The 13,923-nt window shown below is 28.5% G+C and carries 16 protein-coding genes; 6 read left to right on the forward strand and 10 right to left on the reverse strand.

Features of this window, described 5'->3' with window-relative positions; genetic code table 11:
* Window positions 1-150 precede the first annotated feature (150 nt).
* Genes hemC through MBORA_RS02635 form a run of 3 tightly spaced genes read left to right on the forward strand, consistent with a single transcriptional unit; the run spans window position 151 to window position 2,614 of the window.
* Window positions 151-1,020 (forward strand): hydroxymethylbilane synthase, encoded by an 870-nt coding sequence (gene hemC, locus MBORA_RS02625; protein WP_042691386.1) that lies wholly within the window; start codon window positions 151-153, stop codon window positions 1,018-1,020.
* A 12-nt stretch (window positions 1,021-1,032) separates the two neighbouring features.
* Entirely contained in the window at window positions 1,033-1,986 is a 954-nt protein-coding gene (locus MBORA_RS02630) for a Gfo/Idh/MocA family protein (RefSeq protein ID WP_063720195.1), read from the forward strand.
* A gap of 13 nt (window positions 1,987-1,999) precedes the next feature.
* Window positions 2,000-2,614 carry an orotate phosphoribosyltransferase-like protein gene (locus MBORA_RS02635; protein WP_063720196.1) on the forward strand — a complete coding sequence of 205 codons (615 nt, stop codon included), beginning with the start codon at window positions 2,000-2,002 and terminating at the stop codon, window positions 2,612-2,614.
* 44 nt (window positions 2,615-2,658) lie between these two features.
* On the opposite strand, the gene MBORA_RS02640 is transcribed toward MBORA_RS02635, so the two are convergent.
* On the reverse strand, window positions 2,659-3,033 hold the full coding sequence (locus MBORA_RS02640; RefSeq protein ID WP_042691388.1) for a hypothetical protein: 375 nt from the start codon (window positions 3,031-3,033) through the stop codon (window positions 2,659-2,661).
* Window positions 3,034-3,320: 287 nt separating this feature from the next.
* On the opposite strand from MBORA_RS02640, the gene MBORA_RS02645 reads away from it, so the two are divergent.
* Both MBORA_RS02645 and MBORA_RS02650 read left to right on the forward strand, forming a co-directional pair.
* A complete protein-coding gene (locus MBORA_RS02645; protein ID WP_063720197.1) occupies window positions 3,321-3,914 on the forward strand; it encodes a TetR/AcrR family transcriptional regulator in 594 nt (197 codons plus the stop codon).
* A 1-nt stretch (window position 3,915) separates the two neighbouring features.
* Complete coding sequence (locus tag MBORA_RS02650; protein ID WP_042691390.1) at window positions 3,916-5,796, forward strand: YhgE/Pip domain-containing protein; 1,881 nt, start codon at window positions 3,916-3,918, stop codon at window positions 5,794-5,796.
* A gap of 49 nt (window positions 5,797-5,845) precedes the next feature.
* Here the strand turns inward: MBORA_RS02650 and MBORA_RS02655 are convergent, their stop codons facing one another.
* The 9 genes from MBORA_RS02655 to gdhA all read right to left on the reverse strand — a co-directional run bounded on the left by MBORA_RS02655 (window position 5,846) and on the right by gdhA (window position 13,327).
* Entirely contained in the window at window positions 5,846-6,136 is a 291-nt protein-coding gene (locus MBORA_RS02655) for a hypothetical protein (protein WP_042691392.1), read from the reverse strand.
* An 81-nt stretch (window positions 6,137-6,217) separates the two neighbouring features.
* The gene (locus MBORA_RS02660) at window positions 6,218-6,421 is read right to left on the reverse strand and encodes a nitroreductase family protein (protein WP_147659453.1); all 204 of its coding nucleotides are present in this window, start codon (window positions 6,419-6,421) and stop codon (window positions 6,218-6,220) included.
* Between the two features lie 44 nt (window positions 6,422-6,465).
* Entirely contained in the window at window positions 6,466-6,960 is a 495-nt protein-coding gene (larC2, locus tag MBORA_RS02665; protein WP_063720198.1) for a nickel pincer cofactor biosynthesis protein LarC2, read from the reverse strand.
* Window positions 6,954-8,741, reverse strand: coding sequence for a hypothetical protein (locus MBORA_RS02670; RefSeq protein WP_198643709.1), 1,788 nt, complete (start codon window positions 8,739-8,741; stop codon window positions 6,954-6,956). The genes larC2 and MBORA_RS02670 overlap by 7 nt, the downstream gene beginning before the upstream one ends.
* A gap of 311 nt (window positions 8,742-9,052) precedes the next feature.
* Complete coding sequence (locus tag MBORA_RS10490) at window positions 9,053-9,199, reverse strand: hypothetical protein (protein WP_156482687.1); 147 nt, start codon at window positions 9,197-9,199, stop codon at window positions 9,053-9,055.
* Between the two features lie 180 nt (window positions 9,200-9,379).
* Entirely contained in the window at window positions 9,380-10,357 is a 978-nt protein-coding gene (gene dusB / locus MBORA_RS02675) for a tRNA dihydrouridine synthase DusB (protein ID WP_042691401.1), read from the reverse strand.
* A gap of 206 nt (window positions 10,358-10,563) precedes the next feature.
* Window positions 10,564-11,502, reverse strand: a complete 939-nt coding sequence (locus MBORA_RS02680) for an AAA family ATPase (RefSeq protein WP_169805457.1) — start codon at window positions 11,500-11,502, stop codon at window positions 10,564-10,566.
* Between the two features lie 54 nt (window positions 11,503-11,556).
* Entirely contained in the window at window positions 11,557-11,748 is a 192-nt protein-coding gene (locus MBORA_RS11435) for an ATP-binding protein (RefSeq protein ID WP_106787296.1), read from the reverse strand.
* A gap of 244 nt (window positions 11,749-11,992) precedes the next feature.
* Window positions 11,993-13,327: an NADP-specific glutamate dehydrogenase gene (gene gdhA / locus MBORA_RS02685; RefSeq protein WP_042691403.1), complete on the reverse strand. Its 1,335-nt coding sequence runs from the start codon at window positions 13,325-13,327 to the stop codon at window positions 11,993-11,995.
* 385 nt (window positions 13,328-13,712) lie between these two features.
* Between gdhA and MBORA_RS02690 the strand changes: the two genes are divergently transcribed.
* Complete coding sequence (locus MBORA_RS02690; RefSeq protein WP_042691406.1) at window positions 13,713-13,919, forward strand: hypothetical protein; 207 nt, start codon at window positions 13,713-13,715, stop codon at window positions 13,917-13,919.
* The last annotated feature ends 4 nt before the right edge of the window (window positions 13,920-13,923 follow it).

The following is a 13,923-nucleotide window of genomic DNA, read 5'->3' on the forward strand; positions in this document are numbered from 1 at the left end:
ACAAAATTATTCTTAAATGAAAATTGAAACATTTAATAAATATTAATTATAAAGATTAAGAATATAAATATTTGTTATAAGTTAAAACTTATAAATATAATTAAAAAGATTTTTCTTAAATTAAGTTATTAAACAATTGGTGACTATTAAATGATTGTTGGAACAAGAGGAAGTCAATTAGCACTTGCACAAACAAAACAAGTATGTTCTGAACTGTCTAAAATAACAAAAAAAGCTATTGACATCAACATAATTAAAACAAAAGGAGATAAAATAACTAATTCTCAACTATACAACATAGATTCAAAAGGATTATTTACTAAAGAATTAGATATTGCTCTTCTTGATGAAGAAGTTGATTTTACTGTTCATAGTTTTAAAGATTTGCCTACTGAATTAGATGAAGATTTAGAAATAGTAGCTGTCCCTAAACGTGAATCTCCAAATGAAGTTCTAATATCAGATAAAAGTTGGAATGAATTAAAAACAGGTTCTAAACTTGGAACAAGTAGCTTAAGACGTGAAGCTTTTTGTAATCGTTACCAAAAAGATTTTGAACTTAAACCTATGAGAGGTAACATTGAAACTAGAATTCGAAAAGTTTATGAAAGTGATTTAGATGCTACTATTATGGCTGAAGCAGGAATTAAACGATTAAATTTAACAAAATACATAAAACAAGTATTTTCTCTAGATTATATCACACCTCCTGCTGGACAAGGAGCATTAGCCATTATAACTAGAAAAGATTCTGATAAAAAAGAAGCTATATCAAAGTTAAATGATTATACTTCAATGCAAGAAGTATTTGCAGAAAAAAAAGTGCTTGAAGAACTTGGTGTTGGCTGTCAATGGCCAATTGGTTCAATTGCACGTATGAAAGAAAATCAGTTTAATATTTATTCAATATTATTAACTAAAGAAGGAAATATCTTAAAAGAGCAAACTGAAAAAGGTTCCATTAAAAATGCTGTTGAACTTGGTAAAAAAATTGGGAGACTTTTTGAGGACTATGTTTAAGGAGGAATAAAATTGAGTGCAGTAAATGTAGGAGTTATTGGAGTAGGAGCAATGGGTGAAAACCATGTGCGTGTATACCATAAAATGGAAGAAGCTAATTTAATTGCTATTTCAGATGTTAATGAAAGAGCTTTAAAAAGAATCGAAAAAAAATATGAAACAACCGGTTATACTGACTACAATGAATTATTAGAAAATCCTGAAATAGAAGCAGTTAGTATTTGTGTCCCAACAACATTCCACCATTCAGTAGTGATGGAAGCCATTAAAAACAAAAAGCATGTTTTAGTTGAAAAACCAATTGCATTTACTTTAGAAGAAGCTGAAGAAATGATTGCTGCTGCAAAAGAAGCAGGAGTTATACTTGCAACAGGACATGTAGAACGATTTAACCCCGCAGTTCAAAAAGCTAAAGAACTTGTTGATGATGGTGTTATTGGAGATATCGTTTCAGCATTTGCAAAAAGAGTAGGACCACTACCTCCAAGAATAAAAGATGTTGGTGTTGCAATAGATTTAGCTATTCATGATTTAGATGTAATGAATTACTTATTTGATGAAAATATTGTTCAAGTTTATGGCGTAATGAACAGTATTTTAGATGATTGTGAATTTGAAGATCATGCTGAAATTATGGTAAGTTTTGATAATGAATCTACTGGAATTATTGAAGTTAATTGGTTAACTCCATACAAAAGAAGAGAATTAGAACTTACTGGAACTGATGGTATCATATCTGTAGATTATATTGAACAAAGTATTGATGTATTTGGCAAATTTGCTCAAGATATTGAAATTAAACATGAAGAACCATTGAAAGAAGAGTTAAAATCTTTTTTAAATGCAGTTGAAAACGATCAAGAACCAGAAATCACTGGTGAAGATGGTCTTAAAGCTCTTAAAATGGTTATTGCTGCTAATAAATCTTCTAGGGAACATAAACCAATTAGTTTTGATGAACTTTAATCAGGTGATATAATTGAAGAAAAAATTAATTAAAAAAGCTCAAGAACTAAGACAACACGGTTTTACAACTGGAGAAATAGCTGATGAACTCAATGTTAGTATGGACACAGCTAGATGGTTAACTTTACAAAAACCAACTGAAGAAAAAACAAAAGCACCAACAGACTTTGCAATAAATTGGAAAAGTGTTGGAGGTAATTCAACACGTTTAAGATATGTTTCTGGTGCATTAAGTGACATGGCATTATCTCATGGAGAAGCAAATGTAGTTGTTGGAATTGCTGTAAGTGGTGTACCATTTGCAACCATGATGGCTGATTTTTTAGAAGATATGTCAGAAACAGAAACTTCACTAGCTATTTTCCACCCAAATAAACATAGAAAAGGACAAGACACAACTGATGATGAAGGAACTATCAGTACAAACTTCGGAAATGTTGAAGGTAAAAAAGTCATTATTGTAGATGATGTTATAACTAGCGGTAAAACTGTAAAAGAAGTCATTCATACAGTTAAAGACCAAGGTGGAGAACCTACTTGTGTTACCGTATTAATTGATAAAGCAGGATTATCTGAAATTGAAGATGTTCCTATCGAATCGTTAATAAAAGTTAGTAGACTAGGATAATAACCTACCTCATTATTTTTTTAAACTTTCATTATTTAAAGTAATTATTGGTATAATCCACCAAAATCGTTCAATAATTCTTCTGAAGAAATTTCACTGATATCTCTTTTTTCACTAGAAACCCCTCCAATAACACCAATACTTTGAATATTATTCTTTAAAACGGCTGTTGATATGATTCCTCCATTTTCAGGAGATAGTACAAATAATTCTAAAAATAATTCATCTTCACCTACAATAAATGCTGGTTCAATAGACTCTGGAGATTTAGTTTGGACTTTAATTAATATGTTTTTAGCATCATTAATACCATCAATACCAATTTCTTTTCTAATGGTTTCATCTAATTGCATTACTTTTTCACTCCAATTAATTTTAAATAAATCATTTTTATTGGTTCTGGTTGTTTTATTTTCCATGATAACACCTTTTAGTCATTTACACAATATCTAAACATCTTTTTAGTAAACCAACTTTTCTAAAACTAATCAATTTTTTAAATGATATTCTTTTAAATATACTAAAATTTATACAATTTTACATAAATATTCTAAGTTGATATTCATTTTCTAAAAAATATTTGCTTTTAAAGGGTACTCTATCTTATGTTATAAACACTATATAACATTTTTGTGTTTTTCAAAAATAATTTTTCAAAGTCAAAACAATGAAAAGGTTTATATGTATGTAGGTGCTTACTTACATTATGGAAGTAAAAGCTGGTAGTGTTGAAGAGAGAATAATAAATGCTTCATTTGATGTATTAGAAAAAGAAGGATACAGTGGAGCAACGACAAAAAAAATTGCTAAAAAAGCCAATATAAATGAAGTAACATTATTTAGAAAGTTCAAATCAAAACACAGGTTAATGGAAATAGTTAAAGAATATTATAGTGATTATTTAATAAATCAATTAGAAGAAATATTTCAATTTAATGATGAAATTAGTTTTGAAGAATACTCAAAAAATTGTTTTTATAAAATAGTAAATTTGTCTGATAATGAATTAAATATTATTAAAATAGGATTAGAAGAAGTAAGAAATCCCGGGGATGAACAATTATTTTCAAAAACTTCTGATATGATAATAAATAAACTAACAGAATTTTTTAAAATAAAAATTGCTAAAAAAGAAATAAAAAAAGTTAATCCACATGTATTAGCCTTAAATATGTTTAGTATTCTTTTTGAATCCATGATTCTTTGGAAAGTTTATGGAAAAAGTCCCCATTATGATATAGACCAGTATGTTAAAGACTTCCTTGAAATTATAATAAATGGAATAAAATGTGAGGTATAAAATGGAAAAAACATTAAAAAACATTTCTGAAATCATGAAAAATGATTTAAAATCAGCATTTCAAAACCCAATTGTAGTTATTGTTTTAGTAGCTTTAATTATCATTCCATCATTATACGCACTCATAAATATTGAAGCTTGTTGGGATCCCTACCAAAGAACTGACGATATAGATTTTGCAATAGCTAATCTAGATAATGGTTCTCAATATGATGGTGAAAAAATAGAAGCTGGTAGCGAACTTGTAAATGAGTTAAAAAATAATAGTGATTTTAACTGGAAATTTGTTAGTGAAAAAGATTTGAGGCAAGGAGTAGATAATGGAACATATTACGCTGGAATCATAATCCCTAAAAATTTCAGTCAAAAAGTAGTTTCGATTACCTCAGATAATCCAGAATCTGCAAAATTAATTTATATTGTCAATATTAAAGAAAATCCAGTTGCAAATAAACTAACAGATAGTGGAGCAAAAGCTGTATATAATACTATGAATGCAAAAATTGTAGAATTTATAAATATTGCTGCTTATGGAAAATTAGGTGATTTACAATCAAGTTTATCATCAGGGTCAATGCAATTATCATCAGGAGCATCACAATTATCATCAGGAGCTCATGATGTTTCAAATGGTGCAAATAAAGTATCATCTGGAGCTTCAAACTTAGCTAATGCTAAAAATCAGGTAAATTCCGGAGCTAATGATGTTCAAAATGGAGCATCACAAATAAAATCTGGATCCAACAATATCAATAAAGGCGCATCTGATCTTTCAAATGCTGCAGGACAAGTAAGTAGTGGTTCTAAAAAAGTTCAAGATAGTGCCTCTCAAATCCAATCAAGTATTGATCCTAGTAAATTACCTGATGGACCAGTAAAGAATGTGGTTGAAGGTTCTGTTAAATTAGCCAATTCAAGTTCAAAAGTAGCTAGTGGATCAAACTCTGTTGCACAAGGTTCTGTTAAATTAGCTAATAATTCAGCAAAACTAGCTAATGGAGCATCTGATGTAGCAGGTGGAGCTTCAAAATTAGCAAATGGGGCAGTTGATTTAGCAGATGGTTCTGGAAAATTAGCTGAAGGATCATTAAGTTTAGCAGCAGGTTCACAATTACTTGCTAATTCAGCCGCTTCTGCTTTATTTTCAGCTTCAAGTTCACTAGCTATTGCATCTGATTCATTATCTGATGTTACTGGAATTGATAAAGATAAAGTTGGAGATTATTTTTATTCACCTGTTGAATTAGAAAAAGAAGAACTATATCCAGTTGATAATTATGGTTCACAAGTAGCTCCATTTTATATTGTTTTATCAATGTGGGTTGGTGCAGTTATTACTGGAGCTATGATAAAAGTTGGAAGTAGTCATAAGACTAAATACAAACCAATAGAAGTATATTTTGGTAAATTAGCTTTGTTTATTATAATGAGTATTTTACAAGCTTTAATTACATTATCAAGTGCATTTATTCTTGGAATTACTGTTGAAAATCCTGCATTATTCATATTTTCAGGAGTATTAATATCTGTAATATTTATGACGATAGTTTATTCATTTTTATCTGCATTAGGAACCGTTGGTGAAGGTGTTGCTGTTATTCTTTTAGTACTTCAAATATCTGGTACTGGAGGAATTTATCCAATAGAAATTATGAGTCCTATATTTCAACAATTGTACTCGTATCTTCCAATGACACATGCAATAACATTACTACGTGAATCCGCCCTTGGAATTGTATGGTCAAATTATATACCAGCATTAGTATTTTTAGTTGTTGTAGGAATTTTAACTGAAATAATAGCAATAATTATCAAAACAAAAGCAGATAAAAGATCCCACTACTTTGAAGAACGTTTAAAAGAAAGTGGATTGTTTAAATAGTTCTTAAATTAGATTTATTCTAATTTAAGAAATTTTTTTAAAAAAAAAATTATAAATATAAATCAGATGGTTTTCCAATATATTCAAAATCATCTTTATTATTGAGATATTTCACACCATTGACTTTACCATTCGGTAATTTAGTAACAACAGACATTCCATCATTTACATCAATAATAATCATCCTAACTTTACCGTCATTTTCAACTCTGATTTTGATTACATCATCGTTTTCTACTAATTCAGCTTCTTCAAAATCATTGTGAACATCAGTTGAATACCAATGTTGCGGTATTTTAATTCTTAAACCTAAATCATCTAAAATATCTTTAACATGCATTTTTAAAACCTTCCTAATATAACCTATGTATGAAATCTATTTAAATATTTTGTAACTTTATTAGGGTGAAAAGTAGTAAAACTAAATTAAAAAATGAATTTTACTTTTACCAATATTATCTAAGGACTGTGGTTCAACATTACCTTCTGGAATCCCTAAAGCTAAAATACCAGCAATTAGATAATTCATCAGTTCCTCTAATTTCATGAATTGTTCTTTTGAAATTTCATCCTTTGTAAATTTACATACACTTTTCCTTTTTAACATTATCTCTAACAAAACCACATTACCACTAAGGAATATAAGTTAAAAAGAGTTTATAATGATGATTAAAGAGATAATTTAATCTCATCTAAATCATCATTATATGCTTCTGCCTCAATAATAGTTTTAATTTTAGAAAAAGAAATATTAAATCCATTACTAGCTATTTCATTAGAAAAAGTTTTTAAATCTTCATATTCAGCTTTTAAAGATATTATTTCATCATTTAAATTATATAAATATTTAATTTTGATTTTTTTATTGAATTTTTGTTTATTTATCTCAACAGAAACATCTTTAGTTTTTAATTTAAATGGAAACTTTAAATGTTCACAAGACAATATTCTCATCCCAATAGTTCCAAACTCTAAAGCCAAAAGGGATGAAACATCTTCTAATTTATTCTCATCTAAATCTACAAATAGAATATATTCCATTCTTCCTTTTTTAGTAAATGAATTGATTATATGAAAATTATTAGCTCCATTATCAATTAATCGATTACCAATATAAGGAATACTTTCAAGAGATATATCATCAATAGTAGTCATTATTAACATGATAAGTCTCTCATTATTTTTCTTGCTCTTTTAGCACAGTTTTCTGCCCTTTCAATTCCACCAGGAATAGATGAAGTTACATATGCTCCCCGTGTAGCTTTAACAGCTATTTCATGCACATCCCCATCAGTCATTGCCCCTGCAACTGCTGCTGGAACAATGATATTAATTATAGTGTGTCCACAAAGTTGTAATTCATCGATAGGAACTGCAACTAATGGAATAACATCTAAAATATCTGTTTTTTTATTTAAAACAGCATCAGGAATTATATTATTTGCAATACCTTTAAATTTAATAGTTTCACCATCAATTGTAACTTCAGCATCAACATCTGTGTCAAAACCTGCATAATGACGTAAAAACGGATTTTCAACTCGACGAGAACATCCTGCATATTTAGTAATTTTAATATTAATCTCTTTATTCATCATTCCACTAAACATTTTAGATGCTGCATTTTGAATATTTTCTACTTTTTCATCATCGAGTAATTTAGTTATCTCATCAACAGTTAATCCTTCTTTAATTTTATCATAAGCAAGTTTAGCTATTCTTAAAGTTTCTTTTGCTAAAGCTCCTTCACTAGCTAAAATCATAGCTTTTGTAACAGGCCCTCTTTGAACTTGCTCTGCTTTACGTGTAATTGTATTTGTAGCTATTTTAGCAATTTCAGGTTCTAGCCAAAAATTATTTTTAATATCCTCAATAGCTAATGCTGCTTTTTCAATATCCCCATTTTTTGAAAGTAATACTTTTAAAGCCAAAATTGCATCAGCAGCCATGTGCCCTAATGGAGGTTGTAGTGGACCACCTGAAAAACCAGCTCCAATATCTAAAGACTCTTCAAAAGCAGATAACATTTCTTCAAATGCAATCATACCTACAACAGAAGGCCCTCCAATATCTTTCATGATGACGCCTAAATCTCCAACTAAAGTAGCTGTATCATATTCTTCCCCAGTCCCCCTAATATGTAACTTTTCAGGAAGACCTGCAGCTTCACATGCTCCTAAACCTGCAACATATGCACTATTAGCTTGAAAAAGTCCACCATATTCTTCTGCAACTTCTGAATCAGGATGAACAATTTCTAAAATAGCTGCTACTCCTAAAATTGCTGCAATTATTGGGCTTGGAGGCATACCAACATTAGCATATGCAGTTAACATTCCTTTAGTTCCTGAATATGCTCCCTTTTTTGCAAGAACTGTAAAACCTGTATCCTCACCTAATGAATTATGTCCATAAAGTGGACCTCCTCCAACACCTAATGGGAGAATTGATCCATCAATTGGGGTTAAATTACCTTCAAAAATATCATCATAAATTGCACGAACCGCAGCATAACCAGATATTCTATTATTAGCTTTTGGAGTTGGAATAGCTATTACACCAGTTCTATTAACTCCTGCAATCATTCTTGCCATGGCTCCAAGTTTTCTATTTCCTGCAGGGACTCCTGCTTGAGCATTGGATCCTGCAAAATAACATAAGGTTGCACTTAGTAATGCTGCATTTGTAGGATCAGCTCCAGCATTTTCAGCAGATTTAATAGCTTTTTTTAAGATAAAATCAATTGGAAGCTCCCTTACATTTTCATCAGTCAATTGAAGGTTACTTCCCCTGATAACTTCTTCAGCAATAGAATTAGCAGCGCAAATAGCTGCAATATTTAACATTCCATGACCTTTTGTTAAAGCTTCAATCCTATCACTTGTCATATTATCCACATCTAATGTAGATGCCATGATTGCTGATACTAATTCTTTTTCCATCATAAACCCTCCTTCAATTATATATTTCAATTGAATATTATTTAAATTAATCTTTTCAAAATAAAATATTTTTTTAGAATTATTAATCTTTTCAAGTTTATATGAAAAATTTTTATAAACTAAATAAAAAGTGTTAGAAAAAGTAAATTATATAAACAATTTTCTAGGAAATATTTTTATTCATTTGAAATAATCAATCTTTTAGACCATTCATCATACGCTGAAATATAAAATCTTCCACCAATTATTCTAGATTTTCATTATTTAATAATATATCTAAAGACATTTTTTAACAAACAATGCTTTAAGATTATCTAGAAAATTATACTATCAAAATTGTATCCTTCTTTTATTTTTTCTAAAATATGGAACATATCAATTTCCATGCCACAAGTCGGATAATCTTTGCCATAATTAATAATATCATCAAGTAAATAATTGGGGATTTTAAAATTACTCATAAAATCTTCAAATTCTGAAAAAATGAATCGAATCCATCAGCTTTCTTCCAAGTTTTTGAACCATTTTAATACATAAATCACAATATTCTTCATTAAGGTTATCATTACAAAGTTAATAGTCATGTCAAATTGTTTTTCTTTAATTTTAATGGAATTATCAATCATGTTGAAAAATATGATTTAATATAAAGATTCCCTGTATCCATCAATTAAATTAAATAATTCTTCTTTTGTATTAGCTTTAAATAGTTTCGGTTTAAAATCAACACTTCTAGGTAATCCTTTCATATAATATGCAGCATGAGATCTCATTTTCTTTATAGCTACCTTTTCACCTTTATTATCAATGAGTAAATTCATGTGTTTTTTTATCATGCTAATTTTCTCATCGACCGTTACTGTTTTTGGCTCAATTCCTTTTTCTAAATAATCCACACATTCTTTAATTAACCATGGATTACCAAGAACTCCCCTACCAATCATGATTGCATCACAATCAGTTTCATCAATCATTCTTTTAGCATCATAACATGATTTAATATCACCATTACCAATAACTGGGATAAACAACTCCTCTTTAATTTGCTTGATAATATTCCAATCTGCATGACCAGAATATCCTTGATTTCTATCTCTTGGATGAATAGTAATAGCCGATGCACCTGCTTTTTCGACTATTTTGGCAATTTCAACTGCATTAATACTATCACAATCCCAACCACTTCTAATTTTAACCGTGATTGGAATAGGAATCTGACCAGTTAAAGCATTTATAATTTCATAAACCTTATTTGGATTTTTAAGTAGTGCACTTCCAGCTTGAGATTTAATAGCTACCTTTGAAACAGGACATCCCATGTTAATATCAATAATATCTGGTTCCATATATTCGTAAATATATTTTGATGCAATTTTAAATGATTCTACATCAGATCCAAATATTTGTTGTGAAATAGGTCTTTCAAAATCTGTCATATATAACATTTCATTAGTTCTTTTATCTCCATGCATGACTGCTTTAGCAGATACCATTTCAGTCCCAATAAGCCCACATCCCATGGATTTAATAATATTTCTAAATGCTGAATCACAAATACCTGCCATAGGAGCTAATACTACCTTATTGTTTATTTCAACATTACCAATTTTCCATTTCATAAACTACCCAAATTTGTTTTAATAAAAATTTATGTTATAACTAACTAGACATCACTGAATTAAATCAATGCCCCGCCAAAAGACTATTAATATTTAAATTTACATATTTAACCAACAAATAAATCCTATTGTTTACAGATGAAAAGCAATCATATCAAATCAAAGGAATTAAATCTATACAATTAATGAGAGAACTTCAAATTAAATTAATACAATCTAAAAAGAAAATTCATATTTTTAGAATACTCTAATTCTAACCACCTTTTAAGAATTGGTTCCGATAAATAGTACAAATTATTTTCTAAAACAATTAATTCTTGATGTTGAAGATTAACTAAAGGTCTACTAATCGAACCCGTGGTAACACCAAGTTTATTTGCAATTTCGTTTCTTTTTAAAGGACCATCTAATAGAGAAATAATAATATATTGTTCACGTAATGTTAATTTATCCCACATTACAACTAAATGAGAATTTATAACTTTAATTTTATCTTCAAATTCTATTTTAACCATATGTTCATCTAATTTAATATCTTTTGGAAGTAATGTTGCAAAAATATTAACATATGCTGGAATTCCAGAAGTACATTTGTAAAATTTATTAAATCCAGTATCACTAAATATTAAATTTGGTGCCTTTTGTTTTAAATATGATTTTACAGTTTCTTTAGTAAATGGAGGCATGTTAATTGTTATCATTCTCCCTCCAAACACTCCTCTCTGACTTGCAATTTCAGATATTAATTCATCTTGCATACTAATAGATCCTGAAAACAGATAAGACACATTATTCTGATTTTGTATGTAATTTCTAAGTTTCCATAAAAAAGAATCTTTATAGTCATCCAATTCTTTAATGATTTGGAATTCATCAATAAATATTAATACTCCCTTAATTTTATTGTTATTAATTTCATAAATGTTTTGAGGCAATGTTAAAACAAAATCCATTAACTTTTCAACATTAGTTTCACTTCCAAATACAGGAATTGGAAATTTATCAATTTTTATGAAATCTTTTATTTTAAAATCATTTACCTTAAAAAATTTCTCTATTTTTTTATCTAATGTATTTAAATTTTTATTTTTGGCTTCAATTAAAAATTCTTTAAAAAAATATTCCATTAATCCAATTATAGACATTTTCTTTTTTTTTGATAACATTCAGCATTTGAAAAATTCATGTATACTACTAAATTACTCACCATCCAATTCTTTTTTAATTTTTTTAAGAAAAACCGTTTTTCCAACACCTCGAAGACCCGTTAATAATATCTGTGGTGCATTACCATTAGCTGTAGTATTTAAAAGACTTTTAAGATTATCTAATTCGCTAGTACGGTTATAAAATTCATCATCATTAAGATTTCCTCTAGTTCCCCATGGTATCGTATCAACACTTCAACATATTATATTATTTAAAGATATATAAAATTATTTGCATATAGAATAAGTATTCAATCAGTGAATAAAATATAAAATTATTCATAGATAGAATAAGTATTTAAAAAATAAATAAAATATGAATTTATCCTAACAATAAATATATAAAAATAAAGTCTAAATAACCTAAAAAAAGAAAAAAATAGGTCAAGCTAACAAATTAACAGTCACTGTAATAAGTAAGGTTGTTCTACACAATTCCTTGTGCGTTCATTGCATCCACTACTTTTTTAAATCCTGCAATATTAGCTCCTACAACATAGTTTTTATTCATGTTATATTCAGCAGCTGCATCTGCAACATTTGCAAAGATATTTTCCATAATAGTTTGAAGTTTACCATCAACTTCATCAAAACTCCAAGATAATCTTTCAGAATTTTGAGACATTTCCAGTGCAGAAGTAGCTACTCCTCCAGCATTTGAAGCTTTTCCAGGTGCAAATAATACTCCATTTTCTTGTAAGTATTCAGTTGCTTCAATTGAAGTTGGCATATTAGCTCCTTCAGCTACAGCTTTTACACCATTAGCTACTAAGTTTTTAGCATCTTCTAAGAGTAATTCATTTTGAGTAGCACATGGAAGAGCAATATCTGCTTTAACAGTCCATACACCTTTACCTTCATGATATTCTGCACTTTCTCTAGCTTCAGCATATGCAGTTAATCTTTCACGTTTTACCTCTTTTATTTCTTTTAATAATTCAACATCAATTCCTTCTGGATCATATATCCAACCAGTTGAATCAGAACAGGTTACAGGTTTACCCCCTAATTGTTGAGCTTTTTCGATTGCATAAATTGCAACATTTCCTGCTCCAGAAACAATAATTGTTTTACCTGCAATATCAATATCATTAGCTTTTAACATTGCATTAGTAAAGTATAATAAACCATATCCAGTAGCTTCAGTTCTTGCAAGAGAACCACCATATGATAATCCTTTACCAGTGAGAACTCCTTCAGATAATCCTCTAATCCTTTTATATTGACCATATAAAAATCCGATTTCACGACCACCAACGCCAATATCCCCAGCAGGAACATCAGTATCTGCACCAATGTACTTACATAATTCAGTCATGAAACTTTGGCAAAATGCCATTATTTCTCTATCAGATTTACCTTTAGGATCAAAGTCTGAGCCTCCTTTTCCTCCACCAATAGGAAGTCCAGTTAAAGAGTTTTTAAAAATTTGTTCAAAACCTAAGAATTTAATAATACCTACATTTACAGAGGGGTGGAAACGTAATCCTCCTTTGTAAGGTCCAATTGCACTGTTAAATTGTACACGGTATCCTGTGTTTACGTGAACTTGGCCATTATCATCTACCCATGGAACACGGAATTTTAGTTGTCTTTCTGGGTTAGTTAATCTTTCAAGAAGAGCATTTTTTCTAAATTCTTCTTCATTTTCCTCAATGACGACCCTTAAAGATTCCAATACTTCACGAATAGCTTGATGGAATTCTGGTTCAGAAGGGTTTTGTTTTATTATTGTTTCTATTACATCATCTATGTATGACAAAAATATTCCTCCAAATTTTTTTAAAGATAAAATTTTAAAATGATAAAAAATAAATAACAAATCAAAATGATGATTTGAAAATTTATTAATTTATATTCAAAATTAATACCTTTTGTTCACTCTACATCATTAAATAATATTCAGATTTTGCTATGTAATTAACCAAAATATTTAACAATATAGTAATTGATATATATTTTCTAATATATAAAATTTTCAATTTTTTATAAAAAAAGCGAATAATATTCAAATTAATTAATAAAAAAATTAAACAAAAGAAAAAATTAAATAAAAAAATGCAGGGATTTATATATGATATTAAATAAATCTATCTACAAAATTCTATAAAAAATATTTTTTAATAGACAAAATACTAAGTGAAATAATGCGAAATGATAAAATAACTAGAAGTGAATATAATAAGTTAAAAGATGCTTTTCTAGCTAAAAATAGGCGTAGTATGTACTCATTATATATTGATATAAATAAGAATAATACTGTAAGCAAACATTTATTTTTTGGATTAATAAATAAAATTTGTCGAGAAGCAGGAATGAAAGAATTTTATGACATGAAAAATATTAAAAAATAATATA

Origin of the sequence: Methanobrevibacter oralis, assembly GCF_001639275.1 — an archaeon.
GTDB classification, from domain to species: Archaea; Methanobacteriota; Methanobacteria; order Methanobacteriales; family Methanobacteriaceae; genus Methanocatella; species Methanocatella oralis.

Excerpts from the sequence above, each read along its gene's own strand:
- hemC (WP_042691386.1), top strand. The coding sequence starts at position 151 with ATGATTGTTGGAACAAGAGGAAGTCAATTAGCACTTGCACAAACAAAA.
- MBORA_RS02640 (WP_042691388.1), bottom strand. The coding sequence starts at position 3,033 with ATGGAAAATAAAACAACCAGAACCAATAAAAATGATTTATTTAAAATT.
- MBORA_RS02645 (WP_063720197.1), top strand. The coding sequence starts at position 3,321 with ATGGAAGTAAAAGCTGGTAGTGTTGAAGAGAGAATAATAAATGCTTCA.
- MBORA_RS02650 (WP_042691390.1), top strand. The coding sequence starts at position 3,916 with ATGGAAAAAACATTAAAAAACATTTCTGAAATCATGAAAAATGATTTA.
- MBORA_RS02655 (WP_042691392.1), bottom strand. The coding sequence starts at position 6,136 with ATGCATGTTAAAGATATTTTAGATGATTTAGGTTTAAGAATTAAAATA.
- larC2 (WP_063720198.1), bottom strand. The coding sequence starts at position 6,960 with ATGTTAATAATGACTACTATTGATGATATATCTCTTGAAAGTATTCCT.
- MBORA_RS02670 (WP_198643709.1), bottom strand. The coding sequence starts at position 8,741 with ATGATGGAAAAAGAATTAGTATCAGCAATCATGGCATCTACATTAGAT.
- MBORA_RS10490 (WP_156482687.1), bottom strand. The coding sequence starts at position 9,199 with ATGAGTAATTTTAAAATCCCCAATTATTTACTTGATGATATTATTAAT.
- dusB (WP_042691401.1), bottom strand. The coding sequence starts at position 10,357 with ATGAAATGGAAAATTGGTAATGTTGAAATAAACAATAAGGTAGTATTA.
- MBORA_RS02680 (WP_169805457.1), bottom strand. The coding sequence starts at position 11,502 with ATGTCTATAATTGGATTAATGGAATATTTTTTTAAAGAATTTTTAATT.
- MBORA_RS02690 (WP_042691406.1), top strand. The coding sequence starts at position 13,713 with ATGCGAAATGATAAAATAACTAGAAGTGAATATAATAAGTTAAAAGAT.